This window comes from Acidovorax sp. NB1, assembly GCF_005405905.1.
Classification (GTDB): domain Bacteria; phylum Pseudomonadota; class Gammaproteobacteria; order Burkholderiales; family Burkholderiaceae_C; genus Acidovorax.
On sequence record NZ_BJHU01000009.1, the window covers coordinates 1 to 18,226 of the forward strand.

Below are 18,226 nucleotides of genomic sequence, written 5' to 3' on the forward strand. Positions count from 1 at the left end.
CGATCTCGCTGAGAGAGAGTTGGTCGCGCAGCCTCATGCGCCTGACCTTGCCAATCATGTCCATGGTGATCACCTTGAATCCCTGCTGAAATTCTCAGCAGGTCAGTGGAACACCCTGGTCAATATTGGATTGGCACTTTGCGGTTTAGCTGGTCAAGATTGCATCGGCACTAACACGTCACCGTTGAGCAGTTCATTGAGGTGCTCGACGACTACATCCGTTGGTACAACGAGAAGCCGATCAAGATCTCCCTGGGGGCCCTCAGCCCGATCGAATACCGGGTGAGCCTTGGACTTGCGGCATAAAACCAGTCCAAGTTTTTATCCGCCCCCCCCGCAGGTGATGGGCGAGTTTGAGGACAGCGCCTTGCTCAAGACCTTTGCCGCTGCGGGCATGGGGGTGTTTCCGATGGCGGGCCTGGTGCACGACGATCTGACGGCCCGGTATGGCGTGAAGCGGGTAGGGGCCTGCGACGGGGTGGAGGAGCATTTCTTTGCGATAGGCGCGCACAAAAAGGTGCTGCATCCGTTGGTGGAGCGGTGGTTGTCGGCCAGGCGGTAGCGGCTGGCGCTGGTTTGCACGGTGCAGGGCCCATGGATGCCCATTGCTGATGATCGCTATTAAATGTGTAGCAAATAATTGATATGGGTCGAGCGGAAAGGCCGTTTTTTCTTTGAATTCTTGGCGCTGCGGGCGGCACTGAGGCTCGCACGGCGGGTTCACGGCGCCGCTGGCCCCGGCCGGTGACAATAGCGCCCCGTCTGCGACATGGCCCCGAATACATGACACATCCCCCCGCCAGGAGCTGGAACAGCCAGTGGTTCGTGCCCACCGGCGAACAACAGCAGGTACTCCAATCCAACGCACCGGCCATCGTCATCAGTGCGCTGGCAGGCACGGGCAAGACCACCACCCTGTGCATGAAGGCCTGCCAGCTGCTGGCAGGCCTGGGCCCCGAGGGGCGCATTCTGGTGCTGGCCTATTCCCGCGCGGGGGTGACGGCGCTGCGCGACCGGTTGCTCAAGCTGCACGGCGCGGTGCCTGCAAGCTTGGAGATCCTGACCATCGAGCAGCTCAGCGAGCAGGTGTTGCGCGCCCAGGGCGATCCGGTGGTCAAGCTCGACGACCCGGTGCAGCGGCGCTTTTTGATCCTGCAGGCCCAGCAGGCGCTGCGCCAGGAGCTGGCGCGCAGCCCGGACCCGGATGCCGATGCCGTGATGGCGCACGATGTGGACATCGACGCGTTTCTCGCGTTCGAGGCCCTGGCCAAGAAGCGGCGGCTGGACCATCAACGCGACGGCGAAGAGGGGAGCTTGCGGGACTTTTGTGCAGCGCAGGACCTGGACTACAGCCTGTACCGCCTGCTGCACCAGTACGAGCGCATGCGCGTGGGCCTGAACCATGAACCCCGCTTCTATGCAGAGGGCGACTGCAGCTTCGAGCTGAGCCGCCAGCTGGACCTGCTGGGCTGGGACCAGCCTTGCGAGCCGCTACAAGGGCGCTATGGCGCTGTGCTGTTTGACGAGCTGCACGACCTGGACGAAGGTGCTCTCACGATTCTGCGCAAGCTGGTGCAGAGCGACAACGGCGTGTTTGTGGGTGCGGGCGACTTCAACCAGCACATCCACGAAGGCGCGTTCTCGGTGTTTGGCGGGGCGTTGCAGCACCTGCGGGACAGCCTGCCTGCAGGCATGGAAGTCCTGCACATCAACACCACGCGCCGGTTCGGTGCGGAGATATGCGCAGCCCTCAACCCCTTGTTCGGGGTGGAGTTTGCGTGTGCGCCGCAGAATTCAGACTCGTTCGTGCACCAACGCTACGACACGGATGCGCAGTGTGCGCAGCAGCTGGTGGAGTTGCACGCCCAGATCGTCCAGGGCTGGGGTGGCTTGCGCGCAGTCCAGACCGCCAAGACCGACAGGATCACGCACAGCGCGCTCAACGTGGTGCTGCGCAATCCGCAGGACAGCATCCTGCTGGAATGGGTGTTTGGGCACGAAGGAGTGCACTACGGCTGCCAGGGGATGGGTGCCTTCTACCTGCGCCGCGAGGTGGCCCTGGTGCTGTGCCTGCTGTGGGCGCTGCAGGGCGACAGTGCCGCTGGGCGGACCTTGACCCCCGGGATCGTGGCGGCCGGCATCCAGGGGCTGTTGCACTACAGCCGCCGCAATGCCCGGCCCGATGCCGTGGACCCCGATGTGCTGGCCCAGGGCGAGTTTGACGATGCAGGCTGGACGCTGGGGCCGGGTGCCAGCGAAAGCCAGCAACTCGCGGCAACCCTGCATGGCAATGCGCCGCAGATGCAGCGCTACATCGTGCACGGCACCCTGGACCGCCAGGCCCCGCCGCTGGCAGATGCCTGCGCCCAGGCCATGGCGCTGCCGCCTGGCCTGCTGGCCGATGCGGGGGCTTTTTTCCGCCATGCCGACGTGCGCCGCATTTTTGAGGATGCCGCCATCCATGGCGTAGAGCGACAGGCCTGCCTGGCCAGCCTGGAGCAACTGGCGGGGCTGGCACAGGGCATGCCCGCGAGCGAGTTTTTGGGGCGCCTGACGCTCATGGCGACCACCAGCATTGCGATGTACCAACGCAAGGAGCCGGTCACCCTGCGCCTGCTGAGCGTTGAGGCGTGCAAGGGGCGCGAGTTCATGTTTGTCGCCGTGCCGTTTGTGGAGCGCGGGCGGTTTCCGGGGCCTGCCGCGCAAGCAGAGGCCTACCGGGAGCGCAACATGCTGTATGTGGCCATGACCCGCGCGCGCACGGCGCTGTGGCTGCTGGAGAGCGCTGCGCGGCCCGTGAGCCCGGGGCCAGTGTAGCCGTCTGCGACGGCGGCGGTGGCCAGATGCAGGCTCAGGCCTTGGAGCGCCCCTTGCGCGCGGGCCGGGCGGCAGGTGGTGCAGCCCGGGTGCCCGCCTGGTCGAGCCACAGCAAGCTGTCTACCTGTGACATGAAGCGCCGCAGGTAGTCGGGCGACAGCGAGCGCATCAGGCTCAGCGTACGCAGCATGAGCTTGTGTGCGTTAAGCGGCCCTGCGTTTTCGGGCCCACGGTGCAGGGCCTGCACCACCTGCTGCTCGGCCGAGATCTTGGACCAGACCTCACCAAACTGCTGCACGCTTTTCATGTCTGGCAAGTGGGTGCCGCTGTGGGGCAGCAGATCCGCCTCGGCGGCAGCGGTGTCGGCCGATGCCCGGGCCCGCAGCTCGCGGTTGAGCCGGGTCAGCGGGGATTCCGCAGTGGCCTGCAGGCAAGCCTTGGCGCCGGGTTTAACACCGGCTCGCGGCGTGGGCTGCACCCGCAGGGCGTAGGCGGCCACGGCCTGTTGCAGGCGCTGCGCCAGCACCCGCTGCACGGCCTCGGGCTGGCCCGGCAGGCGCTGGGCCAGCACCTCCAGGTAGTGAAAGCGGGCCGGGTCGTGGTGGTGCGCGCCCTGGGCCCGCAACGCGTCGAGCGTGGGCTCTCCAGGCAGCTCACTCATGGCGCCGGGGTGAGGTGTTCGATGCCTTGGGCACCGGGGCCATTTCCACGCGCCGGTTCTGTGCGCGGCCTTTTTCATCGGCGTTGTCGGCCACGGGCTGTTCGGCGCCAAAAGCGGCGGCAAACACCTGCGACGAAGGCATGCCTTCGTCGATGAGGGCGCGGGCCACGGTAAGGGCCCGCTGGGCCGACAGTTCCAGGTTGTCCGCAAAGCGCTGGTGCGGGCCGCGCAGCAGTGTGGTGTTGTCGGTGAAGCCGCTCACCATCAGCATCTCGTCGCGCTCGCGCAGGTACACCTGCAGGGGCTGCACCAGGCTCTTGAGCAGCTGGCGGCCTTCGGGGCGCAGCTCGTCGGAGCCCGTGGCAAACAGCACGCTGCCACTGATGCCGATGCGGCCGTTGTTCACCGTGACACGGCCACTGGCCAGCGGGATGGCCAGGGCTTTCTCCAGCGCCATGCGGCGTTGCTCCTCCTGCTGGCGCTTTTCCACTTCCTGCTTGAGGCTGGCCACCAGGTCGATCTGCACCACCAGCACCCCGGCCAGGATCAGCACAAACGCGCCCAGCAAACCCGCCATGAGGTCGCCAAACACCGCCCACACGGGGGCGGTGGGTTCGGCGTGGTCATCCAGGGTGTCGTCCAGGCCGGTCACGCGGCAGCTCCCTCAGAGGTTGCAGCCAGGCTGGCAGATCGGCCTGCGTTGCCGTGCAACCTGCGCAGGTCTTCCACAATGCCTTGTTGCGCGCTGATGCTCAGGTCGATCACCTCGCGGGCCTGGGCCACGTAGTAGGCCAGTTGCTCGTCGCTGCGGTTCATCGACTGGCTTATCGCGCCCTCGATGGTTTGCAGGCCCTCCATCAGCTTTTCATTGCTGGCGCTGAACAGGCCCACACCGTGGCCGAAGGCCTCGCCGAGGCTGGACAACTCCACCGCACTGGCGGCCACATGGGCGGCCACCTCGTCCACCTTGCCAGCCTGTGCGCCCAGCGCCTGGGCAAACTGCTCGCCCGCCTGTTCCAGCACCTGGGCGGCCGAACCGACCAGGGCATCGATGGCGGCGCGTTGCTGCACGGCGGCATCGTTGACGGCATGCAGCAGGGTGCCCAGCTGTTCCAGCATGGCGGTGCGCTCGGCCAGCGCGGTGTTGTCGCGTTCGCTCAGGCGCGTCATCTCCTGGCGCAGCTGGGTGATGACTTCGGCCGCTGCCTGCGGCACGTCAGACGCGGTCTGCAGCAGGCGCGTGAGCGGTGCCTCCAGTGCCGACCCGAGCGTGGCCAGGTGCTGGGCCACGGCCGCCTGCAGCGTGTCCAGGCGCTCCACGGCGGCCTGGCCGCGCTGGGCCTCGGCATCGCGCAGGGCCTGCAGCTCGGTGCGCCACACGCCGGTGAGTTCGTCCATGCGCTGGCCCTGGGTCTGCACCCACTGGGCCTCGGTGGCAAGGCGGGTGCGCAGCAGTGCGTCTGACTGCTCCATCAGCGCTGCCGTGCTGCCCAGGGTGCGCTCCACCTGCTCGGTCATGCGTTCTGTGACCTGCGTGGCGGTGGCCTCCAGCGCCTGGCACACGCCCTGCTGCTGTGTCACGGCCTGCTCACCCACGCGCTGCCATTCGGCCGTGAGGGCGCTGGCCATGCCGTCCATGGAGCGGCTCCAGGCCTCCAGGCGCTGCTGGTCGGTGGCGAGCTGGGTGGTGTGCGATTGGGCCACCGTCTCGTTCAGGGCATTCAGCCAGGCGCTGGAGCGCTGGTCCAGTGCCTCGCTGGCGCTGTGCAGGGTGTGCCCGATCTGTGTGGCTGTGCTTTCCAGTGCCTGGCAGGCCGCCTGCTGCTGCGCCACAGTCTGCGCCCCCACACGCTGCCATTCGGCGCTGAGGGTGCTGGCCAGGCCTTCCATGGTGCTGCTCCAGTTTTCCACGCGCTGCTGATCGGCGGCCAGTTGGGCCGTGTGCGATTGCGCCACGGTGTCCTGCAGGGCGGCCAGCAAGGCGCCAGAGCGCTGGTCAAACGCCTGGGTGGCGCTTTGCAGGGTGTGGTCGATCTGTGCCGCCGCGCTCTCCAGCGCACGGCCCACGCCCTGCTGCTGCGCCACTGTCTGGGCGCTTGCCTGCTGCCATTCGGCGGCGAGAGATTGGGCCATGCCGTTCAGGCTGTCGCGCCAGCCTTCCAGGCGCTGTGCATCGGCGGCGGCCTGGGCCTGCTGCGATTGCGCGGCCGACGCCTGCAGCGATGCCAGCAGGGTGGTGGAGCGCTGGTCAAACGCCTGGGTCACGGTCTGCAGTGCCTGGTCGAGCTGGGTGACCAGGGTGGACTGGGCCTGGCCCTGGCTTTGCAGGGCGGTGGTCCAGGTGTCGGCCACCTGGCGTGCCGTGCCCTCCCACTGGCCCGACAGCGCCTGCATCTGCGCATCGGTGGTGGCGCGCAGGCGTTCGTGCGAGCGCTGTGCTTCCTGGGCCAGGGTCGCCATGGCCTGCTCGACCACGGGGCGGATGGCTTCTCCGGCCTGGCGCGCGCTGGCGCTCAGACTGTCTTGCAGCGAGGTGCCCACGGTGCTGGCCAGCTGGGTGTAGGCGGTGGCCGCTTCTTGGTGAAACCCTTGTTGCTGCGCCAGCAGCTGGTTGCCCAGCTGCTCGCTGCGCCGCTCCAGCCCCTCCATCAGGGTCTGCAGGCGCTCTGCGATCAGGGGCATGGCCTGGGCCTGTGTCTGCAGGGCGTGCAGCATTTCGTCGCGCCGGTGGGCGGGCGAGAAGGGGCGGAACAGGGTGGGGATCTGCGCGTCCAGCAGGCGCACGGCCGAGAGCCGCTCGCGGCGACTCAACGCCGACAACAGGCCCAGCATGGCCGATGCGGCCACGCCGGCCACCGAGGTGCCGAACGACAGGCCCAGCCCCTTGATGGGGGCCGACAACGCGGCCCGGATCGACTCCAGGCTCGACGAGGTCTCCAGCGCAGACATGGTGCCGCTGAAGGTGATCACCATGCCGAGAAAGGTGCCCAGCATGCCCAGCATGACCAGCAGACCCACCAGGTAGGGCGTGAGGGCCGGGCCCGGCAGTGCCACGCGTTCGCCTTCGATGCGCTGGCGCACGGGGTGGCGCAGTGCCGGCGCCAGGCGGCCCAGCCAGTCGTTCAGGTCTGGCAGCGGCGCGGACTGTGCAGAGCCGGTGGCCAGTGCACTGGTCAATGACTGGGTGGCAGCGCGGAATTGCCGCAATTCATAAGCCCCCAGCACGTAGACCGCGCCAATCACCGCCGTCATGGCCAGCGCCAGGGGGCTGCTTCCGACGAAGCCCCAGCCCACCCAGCCCACGGCCGCAAGGCCCACGGCAAAGATGGAGGGCATCACACTCTTGTTCATTCCTGTTGTCCTGTTTTCTCGTTGTGGGCTGCTTCCAGCAGCCCCGTGATCGGTAGCATCCGCACTTGCATCTCGGCAAGCAGCAGCGCATGCATGTCCTGTTCAAACGCCCACAGCCAGCCGCCAGGCTGGCGCCAGCGGGGCGGTTCGTCGGCCTGGCCCCGGGCTTGCAGCGCCTGCTGGTGCATCTGGTGGCGGTAGGCCAGGCGCCGCTCCAGGTGGCCGGGCAGCGATGCCCACAGCCGCTGCTCGCGCGCGCCCAGCATCTGTTCCATGACGGCGTCCAGTGCAGCCAGCTGCCGCAGGGCGGGGTTGCCCTTGGCGACGGCGTGGCGCACTTGGGCCCGCAGGGCCATCAGCCGCGTGTCCATCTGCTTTTGCCGGTCCAGGTAGCGGGGGCCATGGGCTGCAAAGTCTGCATCGGCCTCGGGATCGGGCATCTCCACGGGCGTGTTGTCGGCCCGCGCGCGCAAGGGCTTGGGTGTAGCCGCCGGGGCTGTGAGCAGTGTGGACAGGTCAACCTGGGCCTTCTGGACAAAACGGTCCAGCGCAGCCAGGTCCATGGCGGGCCCCGGCGCTGCCCCCGCGCGCCCTGTCGTTTCTTGCAAGGATTCGATGGCATGCAGCGCCCGGCTGAGCTGCACGGCATCGACCGTGCCCAGCCATTGGCTCAGCGTCTGTGCCACGTCCTGCTGGGGCGCAGGCGCAGTCCGCGCACCGTCCTCCCGCGCCCATTGCTGGAGCAGGACAACAAGGCGCGAGCTGTTGAGTCGGTGGTGCAGATACATCCCGTGGGGGCCATTCACTGTGCTGGCACTGCGCCCCCGGATCGCTCCGGGCGCGGGTGCATCAGGGAACGGGTCCCCAGTGGGCAAAGCCCGCTATTTTCGCAGGAACGCCGAACGGGCCCGCCCGGGCCGGGAGGGCGTTGCAGGTGTTACATGTCCCGAACCCCCTCGGCGGGAGGAAAATGCCGTGCAACCTGGTTGGTGCGACGGGCCGCAGGAAGCGCCCCGCACCCAGTGTGGGGTGTGTTGCGTCCCGGGATGGAACGGGGCGCCGGTGTGGTGGCCAGCCCCGTCGATATGCCGGGATTCAGTAGGTTTCCAGGTGCAGACGGCCTTCGCGCTGGAGGGTGGCGCCCACGGTGTCCCAGTCCAGCCCGGCCTCGCTGGCAATGTCGCGCAGGGCCATCACCACACCTTCTTCCATGCTTTTCAGGCCGCACACGTAGAAATGGCTGTTGCCGTCACGCAGCAGCGCTGCCAGGTCGGCGGCGCGTTCGCGCATCAGGTCCTGCACATAGCGCCGGGGCTGCCCGGCCGTGCGCGAGAACGCAAGGTTGATGTCAATGAAATCCTTGGGCAGGTTTTGCAAGGGGCCGAAGTAGGGCAGTTCTTGCTGCGTGCGTGCGCCAAAGAACAGCATGAGCTTGCCGCCCTCGAACTTCCCGCTGCTGCGCAAGCGCCGGCGCCATTCGGTCATCGCACGCATGGGGGCGCTGCCGGTGCCGGTGCAGATCATCACGATGTGCGAGCGCGGGTGGTTGGGCATGAGGAAGGAGCTGCCAAACGGCCCCACCACCTGCACCCTGTCGCCCACTTTCAGGTCGCAAATGTAGTTGGAGGCGATTCCCTGCACGGGAAGGCCGTCATAGTCCTGCGTCACGCGTTTCACCGTCAGGGCCAGGTTGTTGTACCCGGGCCGCTCGCCGTTGCGCGGGCTCGCAATCGAGTACTGGCGCGCGTGGTGCGCCTTGCCCATTGCGTCAGTGCCCGGCGGGATGATGCCGATGGACTGTCCCTCTAGCACCGGGAACGGCATGCTGCCGAAGTCCAGCACCACGTGGTGGGTCTCGCTCTCGAAGCCCGCCTCGGTGCAGTTGAAGTTGCCAACCACCGTGGCCGTGGTGGGGCTTTTGGGCGGGAACAGGTTGGTATAGGGATGCGCGGCCGACCAGGGCGGCAGGGTGGCACCGTACTGCGCAGATCGGAACACCTGCGTGCCAGGCTCCCCGGAGGGGATGGAGGGCGATGGCGCCTCGGTCCCTTCGGCCGAAGGGACTGCGCCCTCGGTAGCAAGATCCTCTTGCGATAGTTCGGGCGGCAGCTCTTCCCAGGTGAGCTGTTCCTCGATCGTGTACGCGCGTGCCAGGGGCATGGTGCGCCAGTTGTCGATGGATCCTGTGGGGCAGGGCGAGATACAGGCCATGCAGGCGTTGCACACATCCGCCCGGACCACATAGTTGTTGTCGTCGTGGGTGATGGCGCCCACCGGGCAGGTGGCTTCACAGGTATTGCAGCGGATGCAGATTTCGGGGTCGATCAGGTGCTGCTTGATCACCGAGTGTGCGACGGCCTGGTCCATGGGGTTCTCCAGATGTCCCCCTGGCCTGCGGGCGCAGGGGGCGGTTGCTTGTGATCAACCGAAACGTACGTATTCAAAGTCCACGGGTTGGCGGTTGATGCCCATGACCGGCGGCGCGATCCAGCCCGCAAACTTGCCGGGCTCGACCACGCGCCCCATCAGCGACGCCACAAAGGCGAAGTCTTCTGGTGTGGGCAGCCATTCGGCCTTGCGGGCCGTCCATTCCGCCTCGCTCACCACGCGGCCATCGGGCGACATCTTGATGCCCGCGAGGGCGCCGATCTGGCGGTTGAAGGCCTTGTGGGGCACCGACAGGCGCGTGGGGATGCCCGCTTTTTCCAGCACCTTGTTCCAGCGTCCCACACCGGCCATGGAGTCCTTGATGAAGTCGTCGCGCAGCACCTCGTTCAAGGCATTGAGCATGGGCACATCTTTCTCCTGCAACTGGCCGTTCACCACTTCCAGCACCTTGTAGGTCTGGCCCTTGAGGATGTGGTCGTCAACCCTCTTGCCCTCTTCGTAGCGGCCTTTGAGGCCCGAGCTGTAGAAGGTGGCTGCGTTGCTCGACTGGTCGGCGCCGAACAGGTCGATGGTCACGCTGTAGTGGAAGTTCAGGTAGCGCTGGATGGTCCCAAGGTCGATGGCGCCTGCCGCGCGCACCTTGGCCGGGTCGTCGGTCTTGAGGTCGTTCATCACCTGCGCGGTGCGCGAGAGCACACGCGAGACACCGCTCTCGCCCACAAACATGTGGTGGGCTTCCTCAGTCAGCATGAACTTGGTGGTGCGTGCCAGCGGGTCGAACGCGCTTTCGGCCAGCGCCGAGAGCTGGAATTTACCGTCGCGGTCGGTGAAGTAGGTGAACATGAAGAACGCCAGCCAGTCGGGCGTCTTCTCGTTGAAGGCGCCCAGGATGCGGGGGTTGTCCTGGTCGCCGGAGGTACGCTGCAGCAGGGCCTCGGCCTCCTCGCGGCCGTCGCGGCCGAAGTGCTTGTGCAGCAGGTAGACCATGGCCCAGAGGTGGCGGCCTTCTTCCACGTTGATCTGGAAGAGGTTGCGCAGGTCGTACATGCTGGGCGCCGTGAGGCCCAGGTGGCGCTGCTGCTCGACCGAGGCGGGCTCGGTATCGCCCTGGGTCACGATGATGCGGCGCAGGTTGGCGCGGTGTTCGCCGGGCACGTCCTGCCAGGCCTTCTCGCCCTTGTGGTCGCCGAAGTGGATCTCGCGGTTGGCGTCACCGGGGTTCAAAAAGATGCCCCAGCGGTAGTCGCGCATCTTTACGTGGCCGAACTGGGCCCAGCCGTTCGGGTCCACGCTCACCGCAGTGCGCAGGTAGACCTCATGGTTGGTCGAGCCTTCGGGGCCCACGTCGTCCCACCAGTTGATGAAGTTGGGTTGCCAGCCTTCGAGCGCACGCTGCAGCGTGCGGTCTTCGCTCAGGTTGACGTTGTTGGGGATCTTCTCGCTGTAGTTGATGGTGCTCATGGTCGCGTGCTCCTTGTCGTGTTCTGGCGTTTCGGACGATGGTGTGGTTCAGACTCTGTTCAGGTCAAAGCCCGCTTTCTGGCCCGTACCGTAGACCTTGAGCGCGCCCTTGTCGCCCACGGCGTTGGGGCGGTTGAAGATCCAGTTCTGCCAGGCGGTCAGGCGGCCGAAGATGCGCGTGTTCATGTTTTCCTTGCTGGCAAAGCGCAGGTTGGCTTCCAGCCCGGTGAGCGAGTCGGGCGACATGGCGGCGCGTTCCTCGATGGCGATGCGGATTTCGTCGTCCCAGTCGATGTCGTCGGGTGCGGCGGTGACCAGGCCCAGGGCCAGAGCGGCATCCGCATCCAGCGGCTTGCCAGCGGCGGAGCGGGCCGCCTCCAAGGGGGCAGTTTCTTCATAGAAGCGGCGCTGCAGGCGGCTCTGGTCGTTCACCAGCGGCAGCAGGCCGAAGTTGAACTCGTTGAGCGTGAGCTTGGGCGCGCGTTCGGCATCGTCGGGCAGGGCCAGCATGTAGGTGCGGTCGGCCGCAAAGGCCAGCTCGGCCAGCGAGCCCGCAAAGGCCGAGCCGGGTTCCACCAGCGCGAACAGGCTGCGTGACGACACATCGAGCCGCGCGAAGGTACGGCGCAGCGCGCCGATGGTCTCGCGCACCAGCCAGTGGCCTTGGTGCGCTATCAGCGTGGAATCACTGGCCAGCACCGCCTGTGCGTCGCCTTCGGTCTTGAGCAGCCAGGTGCCGATGTCGAGTTCATTGGTGCGCAGGTTCAGGATGGCATCGTCCAGCTGGCGCGCCAGGGCCAGGGGCCACCAGGCGGCCCCTGCGGCCTCGATACCGGCGATGTCCGTGGGTTGGGCGCCGGTGGGCGCCTTCACCGTGATGGTGGCTGTGCGGCGGGTACGGTCGATGTCCACGCTCACATGCGCGTAGCGCAGGCCATCGGCCGTTTCCTCGCGCTCCACCCGGGTCAGGGCTACGCCCTGGGCGTTGGCGGGGCGGTGGCTGCCTTCGGCCAGGCGTGCAGCGGTCTCACTCACGGCGGCCGCGAACTGTGCAGGCTTGGCAATGCGGTCCACCAGGCGCCAGTCCAGCGCACGCTGGCCGCGCACGCCTTCCACGCTCGTGCAGAAGATGTCGGCCAGGTCGTGGCGTACATGGCGCTTGTCGGTTACGCGGGTCAGACCGCCGGTGCCGGGCAGAACGCCCAAGAGAGGCACTTCGGGCAGCGACACGGCGGACGAGCGGTCGTCCACCAGCACGATCTCGTCGCAGGCCAGGGCCAGCTCGTAGCCGCCGCCTGCGCATGCGCCATTCACGGCGGCCACGAACTTCAGGCCCGAGTGTTTGGACGAATCCTCGATACCGTTGCGCGTCTCGTTGGTGAACTTGCAGAAATTCACCTTCCATGCGTGGCTGGAGACACCCAGCATGAAGATGTTGGCACCCGAGCAAAAGATGCGGTCCTTGGCACTGGTGACGATGACAGTGCGCACCGTGGGGTGCTCGAAGCGGATGCGGTTGAGTGCGTCGTGCAGCTCGATGTCCACACCCAGGTCATAGCTGTTGAGCTTGAGCTTGTAGCCGGGGCGGATACCGCCGTCTTCGGCAATGTCGAGCGACAGGCGGGCGACCGTGCCGTCCACCGCCAGCTTCCAGTGGCGGTACTGCGTGGGGTCGGTGCGGTAGTCCACACGGGACGGGGGCTGCACGGTCAGGGTCATGGCGTCTCCTTGGAATGGGTTTGTGCAAAATAATGCATGCTTTGCCTGTTGATGTGCATCATGATGCATATCAACAGGCAAGTCAATGCATGTTTGTGCTGTGACCCGTCAGGAGGGCGTGCAGAGAGGGGTGGCGCTGGTACGCAGGGTCGAGCCCCTTGCTGGGGCTGCGTACCGTGGGGTTGGGGGGGGGCTAGAGGGCTCAGGCCGCCCGGGCCATGGTCTTGTGTACGCCTGCATGCAGGGCGGCCAGGCTTTGTTCGGGTGTCTGCCCGGAGGTGTCGATGGTGATGTCGGCCTTGGAATAGAAGGCGGCGCGCCCGTCCAGGATGCGCTTGAGGTCGTCCATGGCTTCCTTGCTGGCAGCCATGGGGCGCATGTCGCCCTGGGCTACCACGCGACCCATGTGTTCTTCAGGTGCGGCGCGCAGCCAGACGGTGGTGCAGTGCGCCAGCAGTTCGTTGAAGGTGGCCGGGTCTGACACAATGCCACCCGGTGTGGCGATCACGACCTCGCTGTGGATCTGGATGGTTTCCTCCAGTGCCCTGCGCTCATAGCGGCGATAGGCCGTGGTGCCATACAGGTCGTGGATCTCGCGCACGCTGCAGCCTGCCAGGCTTTCGATCTCGCGGCTCAATTCGATAAAAGGCACATCGAGCGCACGCGCCAGCAGGGGGCCCAGGGTGGACTTGCCAGCACCCCGCAGGCCGACCAGGGCAATGCGCCCATGCCGGGCCGTGTCATTGCCGCCGCCGCTCAGCAGCTCATGCAGGGCCAGGCGCACGCGGCGCAGCTCGGGCTCGCTGCGGTGCTCCAGCAGTTCGCGGATCAGCAGCCATTCGGGCGAGCCTGTCGTGAAATCGCCGGTCAGTTCCGCCAGCGAGCAGTGCAAGGCGCCCGCCACCTGCTGCAGCACCAGGATGGACGCATTGCCCGTGCCGTACTCCAGGTTGGCCAGGTGCCGCTCCGATACGTCGGCTGCCACAGCCACGGCTTTGCGGGTCAACCCCCGCTGCGCGCGCAGGTTGCGCACCCGCTCCCCCAGCGCCACCAGCACGGGGTTCTTGGGCTCCTCGGCCACGGTTGTGGTCGTCGCTGGCAAACCCATCCCTGCCTCTTCTTGTTCGTTCATACCCATCCTCGTGCGCCCATTGCCGCCCTGGCGTCTGCTCAGGGAATATACCGAATATGCACTATAGTGCTTGACGTTGGTGTGATCAGCAATTATTGTTCATGTGACGCAACATACTGCATGTTTTGGGGTGGCGCAAGGACATGGATCAACCCATTGCCTTTGCGCTTTTGCCCCTGACGCCTTCACCTGAGACGCCCATGTCCACCAAAGCCGTATTTCACCAGACCCTTGCCACGTTGACGGAGCAGATTGCCGGACGACCGCTGGACGCGGCGCTGGCGGACTGGCTCAACCAGGCCCATGGCCCTGAGAGCGATCTGTACCAGTGCCTCATGGAGGCCTGCGTGGTGGGGGTGCGCGAAGGCTGGTTGTGCGAGCGCGAGGGCGGTGGCATTCGCTACGGCCGGGTGTTCAAGCCCGAGGACGCCTTGCACCGTTTCTCGGTGGATGTGGTGGACATGCAGGACCTGGCGGGCCCGCACCACAGCCACCCGGGTGGCGAGATCGATCTGATCATGCCACTCACGCAGGGCGCAACTTTTGATGGCCACCCTGCCGGCTGGTGCGTCTACCCGCCCGGCAGTGCCCACCATCCCACGGTGGCGCAGGGCCGGGCCCTCGTGCTCTACCTCCTGCCCGAGGGGCAGATCCACTTCACCCGGTAGGCGCCACAGCGGCCTGGCCACTCCTTTTTCCCTTATTGAAGAAAGCCCCGCATGACTGAACTGCTCCCCAATTTCGCCGCAGGGCGTTGGCAACATGGAACCGGGCCGGGCGCTGAGTTGTGGGACCCGGTGCTGGGCACGGCGCTGGTGCGGGTGGATGCGGCGGGGCTGGATTTGGCCGAGGCATTTGCGTTTGCGCGCGACACCGGTGGCGCGGCCTTGCGTGCGGCCACTTACCGCGAGCGTGCCGCCATGCTGGCGGCCGTGATGAAGGTGCTGCAGACCCACCGCGACAGCTACTACGAGATCGCCACGGCCAATGCTGGCACGGTCAAGAACGACTCGGCCGTGGATATCGACGGCGCCATCTTCACGCTGGGCCAATACGCCAAATGGGGTGATGCTCTGGGCGACGTGCGTGCCCTGCGCGACGGAGGCGCGGTGAAGCTGGGCAAGGAGCCTGTGTTCCAGTCGCAGCACCTGCAGGTGCCCCGGCAGGGTGTGGCGCTGTTCATCAATGCGTTCAACTTCCCGGCCTGGGGGCTGTGGGAGAAGGCCGCACCGGCCCTGCTCTCGGGTATGCCCGTCATTGTTAAGCCAGCCACGGCCACGGCCTGGCTCACCCAGCGCATGGTGTGCGACGTGGTGGAGGCGGGCGTGCTGCCTGTGGGCGCGCTGTCGGTCATCGCCGGAAGTTCTGCGGGTCTTCTGGATTCGCTTCAGCCGTTCGATGTGGTGTCGTTCACCGGCTCGGCCGAGACGGCGGGCATCATCCGCGCGCACCCCGCCATCACCCACCGGTCGGTGCGCTGCGGCATCGAGGCCGACAGCCTCAACTCCGCCCTGCTGCTGCCGGGCGAGGCCCCGGGCAGCGAGGCTTTCAACCTGCTGGTGCGCGAAGTGGTGCGCGAGATGACCGTGAAGTCCGGTCAGAAGTGCACGGCGATCCGACGCATTCTGGTGCCCACCGAGGTGTACGACGCGGCGGCAGAAGCCATTGGCGCCAAGCTCGCAGGCATCACGGTGGGAAACCCGCGCAACGACAGCGTGCGCATGGGCTCGCTGGTCAGCCGGGCCCAGCTGGCTTCGGTGCGCGAAGGCCTGGCCACGCTGCAGGCCCACGCCACCGTGCTGCACGACGGGCGCGATCGACCGCTGGTGGATGCTGACCCTTCCGTGGCCGCCTGCATCGGCCCGGTGCTGCTGGGCGCGCGCGACGCCGACGCAGCACAGCCGGTGCACGATGTGGAGGTTTTTGGCCCCGTGGCCACGCTGCTGCCCTACCGTGACAGCGCGCATGCCATTGCGCTGGCACAGCGCGGCCAGGGCTCGCTGGTGACCTCGCTGTATGGCAGTGACGAGGCTGCACTGGCGCGCACCGCGCTGGCGGTGGCTGCCAGCCACGGCCGCGTGCATGTGGTGACGCCCGACGTGGCGCAGGCCCACAGTGGCCACGGCAATGTAATGCCCATGTCGCAGCATGGCGGCCCGGGCCGCGCGGGTGGTGGTGCCGAGCTGGGCGGGCTGCGTGCGCTGGACTTCTACCACCAGCGCAGCGCCGTGCAGGCCAGCCCTGCGGTGCTGGCGGCGCTGGGTTTGCACGATCTGGCGTAGCACTTTTTTTTGCGCAGGCCCTTTCCCTACAAGAACCACGGAGACATCCCCATGACCAGCCTGCCGGAGCATTTCAACTTTGCGGAGCACCTGTTTGCGCTGAACCGCGCGCGCGGCGACCGCATTGCCTACATTGACGACCACGAAACCCTGAGCTACAGCGCGCTGGAAGACCGCGCGCGCCGCCTGGCTGCGGTGCTGGTGGGGGCTGGTGTGCGGCGCGAGGAGCGCGTGCTGCTGCTGATGCTCGACACCTGCGACTGGCCCGTGGCCTTTCTGGGCTGCCTGTACGCCGGGGTGTTGCCCGTGGCCGTCAACACCTTGCTCAAGCCGGAAGACTATGCCTACATGCTCTCGCACTGCCGCGCGCAGGCCGTGCTGGTGTCGGGGGCTCTGCTGCCGGTGCTCAACGAGGCGATGGATCGGCAGCCGCACGAGGTGGCCCTGCAGCTGGTGTCGCAGCCGCAGGGGCCGCTGCCCGATGGGGCGCTGGACCTGCGAGCCGCCATCGCCGCTGCGACACCCCTTGCGGCGCCTGCTGCCACGGGGCCTGATGCGCCCGGTTTCTGGCTCTATTCATCGGGCTCTACAGGCAAACCCAAAGGCACGGTCCACACCCACGGCAACCTGTGGTGGACGGCCGAGCTGTATGGCAAGCCGGTGCTGGGCCTCACGGAGCAGGACAGGTGCTTCTCGGCCGCCAAGCTCTACTTTGCCTACGGCCTGGGCAACAGCCTCACCTTCCCGTTGTCGGTGGGGGCCACGGTGGTGCTGATGGCCGAACGCCCCACGCCCGACGCCACCTTCGAGCGCTGGACGCGGCACCAGCCTACGGTGTTCTTCGGGGCGCCCACCGGTTTTGCCGGCATGCTGGCCTCTCCCCGCCTGCCGCCGCGCAGCGCGGTGTCGCTGCGCATGTGCTCGTCGGCGGGGGAGGCCCTGCCCGCAGAGATCGCTCAGCGCTTCGAGGCCCACTTTGGCTGCGACATCGTTGACGGCATTGGCTCCACCGAGATGCTGCACATCTTCCTGTCCAACCGCCCGGGAGATGTGCGCTACGGCACCACCGGCAAGCCCGTGCCAGGGTACGAGGTCTCGCTGCGCGGTGAAGACGGGCGCGAGGTGCCGGATGGCGAGATTGGCGACCTGTACATCCAGGGCCCCAGCGCCGCGCTGCTGTACTGGAACAACCGCGAGAAGACGCGCGAAACTTTCCAGGGCGCATGGACCAAGAGCGGCGACAAGTATGTGCGCGATGCGGAGGGTTACTACACCTACGCCGGGCGCAGCGACGACATGCTCAAGGTCAGTGGCATCTACGTCTCGCCGTTCGAGGTGGAGGCCACGCTGATGCAGCACCCCGCCGTGCTGGAGGCCGCCGTGATCGGCACGCAGGACGCCGATGGCCTGACCAAGACCAAGGCTTTTGTGGTGCTCAAGGACGGACAGGCCGCCACGCCAGAAGACCTCAAGGCCTTTGTGAAAGAGCGCCTGGCCCCCTACAAATACCCACGCCTCATCGCGTTTGTGCCCGAGCTGCCCAAGACCGCAACGGGCAAGATCCAGCGCTTTCGGCTGCGCGAGCGCGAACAGGGGCAGCAGCCATGACAGCCGTGGCCGGTGCCCCGCGCAAGGTCTCCGTCGCATGGCGGCAGCGCACCGTGGAGGTGGAGTACACATGGATCGCGCCCGAGCGCGCAGCGGCGCCGCTGGTGGTGTTCCTGCATGAAGGCCTGGGGTCGGTCGCCATGTGGAAGGATTTTCCGCAGCGGCTGTGCGAGGCGGGGGGATTCCGGGGGCTGGTCTTCTCGCGCCCCGGATATGGCCAGTCCTCCCCGCGCGCGGCGGACGAGGTGTGGGGCGTGGACTTCATGCATCAGCAGGCGCACGAGGTGGTGCCAGCCTTTCTGGATGCCCTGGGCGTGCAGGGTGCCCCCTGGCTGTTCGGCCACAGCGACGGCGCGTCCATCGCGCTGCTGTTCGCTGCGCGGTTCCCAGAACGCGCGCGGGGCCTGGTGGTGCTGGCCCCGCATCTCTTTGTGGAAGACGTGACGGTGGAGAACATCGAGCGTGCGAAGGATGCCTACCTGCACACCGATCTGGCGCACAAGCTGGGTCGCTACCACGGCGACCCCGACTCGGCCTTCTGGGGCTGGAACCGCATCTGGCTGGACCCCGCCTTCCGCACCTGGAACATCGAGGCCGAGATCGCCGCCATCCGCGCGCCGGCGCTGGCCATCCAGGGGCTGGACGACGAATACGGCACGCTGGCGCAGATTCGCGGCATTGCACAGCAGGTGCCGGGCACCCAGCTGCTGGAGCTGCCCGCCTGCGCGCATTCGCCGCACCGCGATCAGCCAGAGGCCGTGATCGCAGCCACCGTGGCCTTCATTGCGGCCTGCGATCAGTGAAGCG

The 18,226-nt window shown here is 67.0% G+C and carries 13 protein-coding genes and 2 pseudogenes; 7 read left to right on the forward strand and 8 right to left on the reverse strand.

All coding sequences use genetic code 11. The features are described 5' to 3' along the window. Positions 1 to 180: 180 nt before the first annotated feature. The 3 genes and pseudogenes from AvAM_RS03440 to AvAM_RS03450 all read left to right on the forward strand — a co-directional run. Positions 181 to 306: pseudogene (locus AvAM_RS03440) on the forward strand (IS3 family transposase); the annotation flags it as partial. A gap of 28 nt (positions 307 to 334) precedes the next feature. Continuing rightward, a pseudogene (locus AvAM_RS03445) lies at positions 335 to 562 on the forward strand (LysR family transcriptional regulator); the annotation flags it as partial. Positions 563 to 783: 221 nt separating this feature from the next. Further along, positions 784 to 2,817, forward strand: a complete 2,034-nt coding sequence (locus AvAM_RS03450) for a UvrD-helicase domain-containing protein (protein WP_137745774.1) — start codon at positions 784 to 786, stop codon at positions 2,815 to 2,817. 34 nt (positions 2,818 to 2,851) lie between these two features. Here the strand turns inward: AvAM_RS03450 and AvAM_RS03455 are convergent, their stop codons facing one another. The 8 genes from AvAM_RS03455 to AvAM_RS03490 all read right to left on the reverse strand — a co-directional run bounded on the left by AvAM_RS03455 (position 2,852) and on the right by AvAM_RS03490 (position 13,529). Then, on the reverse strand, positions 2,852 to 3,478 hold the full coding sequence (locus AvAM_RS03455; RefSeq protein ID WP_137745775.1) for a DUF2894 domain-containing protein: 627 nt from the start codon (positions 3,476 to 3,478) through the stop codon (positions 2,852 to 2,854). After that, entirely contained in the window at positions 3,471 to 4,130 is a 660-nt protein-coding gene (locus tag AvAM_RS03460) for an OmpA family protein (RefSeq protein ID WP_137745776.1), read from the reverse strand. Before AvAM_RS03460 ends, AvAM_RS03455 begins: the two co-directional genes overlap by 8 nt. After that, on the reverse strand, positions 4,127 to 6,829 hold the full coding sequence (locus AvAM_RS03465) for a DUF802 domain-containing protein (protein WP_137745777.1): 2,703 nt from the start codon (positions 6,827 to 6,829) through the stop codon (positions 4,127 to 4,129). The genes AvAM_RS03460 and AvAM_RS03465 overlap by 4 nt, the downstream gene beginning before the upstream one ends. Continuing rightward, positions 6,826 to 7,617, reverse strand: coding sequence for a DUF3348 family protein (locus tag AvAM_RS03470; RefSeq protein WP_137745778.1), 792 nt, complete (start codon positions 7,615 to 7,617; stop codon positions 6,826 to 6,828). Before AvAM_RS03470 ends, AvAM_RS03465 begins: the two co-directional genes overlap by 4 nt. 307 nt (positions 7,618 to 7,924) lie before the next feature. After that, positions 7,925 to 9,196, reverse strand: coding sequence for a benzoyl-CoA 2,3-epoxidase subunit BoxA (gene boxA / locus AvAM_RS03475; protein ID WP_137745779.1), 1,272 nt, complete (start codon positions 9,194 to 9,196; stop codon positions 7,925 to 7,927). 54 nt (positions 9,197 to 9,250) lie between these two features. Then, the gene (gene boxB / locus AvAM_RS03480; RefSeq protein WP_137745780.1) at positions 9,251 to 10,678 is read right to left on the reverse strand and encodes a benzoyl-CoA 2,3-epoxidase subunit BoxB; all 1,428 of its coding nucleotides are present in this window, start codon (positions 10,676 to 10,678) and stop codon (positions 9,251 to 9,253) included. Positions 10,679 to 10,726: 48 nt separating this feature from the next. Then, positions 10,727 to 12,397, reverse strand: coding sequence for a 2,3-epoxybenzoyl-CoA dihydrolase (boxC, locus tag AvAM_RS03485; RefSeq protein WP_137745781.1), 1,671 nt, complete (start codon positions 12,395 to 12,397; stop codon positions 10,727 to 10,729). A 202-nt stretch (positions 12,398 to 12,599) separates the two neighbouring features. Beyond that, the gene (locus tag AvAM_RS03490) at positions 12,600 to 13,529 is read right to left on the reverse strand and encodes a helix-turn-helix transcriptional regulator (RefSeq protein WP_137745782.1); all 930 of its coding nucleotides are present in this window, start codon (positions 13,527 to 13,529) and stop codon (positions 12,600 to 12,602) included. Positions 13,530 to 13,729: 200 nt separating this feature from the next. Between AvAM_RS03490 and AvAM_RS03495 the strand changes: the two genes are divergently transcribed. Genes AvAM_RS03495 through AvAM_RS03510 form a run of 4 tightly spaced genes read left to right on the forward strand, consistent with a single transcriptional unit; the run spans position 13,730 to position 18,222 of the window. Next, positions 13,730 to 14,197 (forward strand): DUF4863 family protein, encoded by a 468-nt coding sequence (locus AvAM_RS03495; RefSeq protein ID WP_137745783.1) that lies wholly within the window; start codon positions 13,730 to 13,732, stop codon positions 14,195 to 14,197. A gap of 51 nt (positions 14,198 to 14,248) precedes the next feature. Next, positions 14,249 to 15,811: a 3,4-dehydroadipyl-CoA semialdehyde dehydrogenase gene (locus AvAM_RS03500; RefSeq protein WP_137745784.1), complete on the forward strand. Its 1,563-nt coding sequence runs from the start codon at positions 14,249 to 14,251 to the stop codon at positions 15,809 to 15,811. 51 nt (positions 15,812 to 15,862) lie between these two features. Then, positions 15,863 to 17,419, forward strand: a complete 1,557-nt coding sequence (locus AvAM_RS03505) for a benzoate-CoA ligase family protein (RefSeq protein ID WP_137745785.1) — start codon at positions 15,863 to 15,865, stop codon at positions 17,417 to 17,419. Continuing rightward, entirely contained in the window at positions 17,416 to 18,222 is an 807-nt protein-coding gene (locus AvAM_RS03510) for an alpha/beta fold hydrolase (protein WP_137745786.1), read from the forward strand. Before AvAM_RS03505 ends, AvAM_RS03510 begins: the two co-directional genes overlap by 4 nt. Positions 18,223 to 18,226: the final 4 nt, after the last annotated feature.

Excerpts from the sequence above, each read along its gene's own strand:
- AvAM_RS03510 (WP_137745786.1), top strand. The coding sequence starts at position 17,416 with ATGACAGCCGTGGCCGGTGCCCCGCGCAAGGTCTCCGTCGCATGGCGG.
- AvAM_RS03450 (WP_137745774.1), top strand. The coding sequence starts at position 784 with ATGACACATCCCCCCGCCAGGAGCTGGAACAGCCAGTGGTTCGTGCCC.
- boxA (WP_137745779.1), bottom strand. The coding sequence starts at position 9,196 with ATGGACCAGGCCGTCGCACACTCGGTGATCAAGCAGCACCTGATCGAC.
- AvAM_RS03470 (WP_137745778.1), bottom strand. The coding sequence starts at position 7,617 with ATGTATCTGCACCACCGACTCAACAGCTCGCGCCTTGTTGTCCTGCTC.
- AvAM_RS03455 (WP_137745775.1), bottom strand. The coding sequence starts at position 3,478 with ATGAGTGAGCTGCCTGGAGAGCCCACGCTCGACGCGTTGCGGGCCCAG.
- AvAM_RS03495 (WP_137745783.1), top strand. The coding sequence starts at position 13,730 with ATGTCCACCAAAGCCGTATTTCACCAGACCCTTGCCACGTTGACGGAG.
- boxB (WP_137745780.1), bottom strand. The coding sequence starts at position 10,678 with ATGAGCACCATCAACTACAGCGAGAAGATCCCCAACAACGTCAACCTG.
- AvAM_RS03465 (WP_137745777.1), bottom strand. The coding sequence starts at position 6,829 with ATGAACAAGAGTGTGATGCCCTCCATCTTTGCCGTGGGCCTTGCGGCC.
- AvAM_RS03500 (WP_137745784.1), top strand. The coding sequence starts at position 14,249 with ATGACTGAACTGCTCCCCAATTTCGCCGCAGGGCGTTGGCAACATGGA.
- boxC (WP_137745781.1), bottom strand. The coding sequence starts at position 12,397 with ATGACCCTGACCGTGCAGCCCCCGTCCCGTGTGGACTACCGCACCGAC.
- AvAM_RS03505 (WP_137745785.1), top strand. The coding sequence starts at position 15,863 with ATGACCAGCCTGCCGGAGCATTTCAACTTTGCGGAGCACCTGTTTGCG.
- AvAM_RS03490 (WP_137745782.1), bottom strand. The coding sequence starts at position 13,529 with ATGAACGAACAAGAAGAGGCAGGGATGGGTTTGCCAGCGACGACCACA.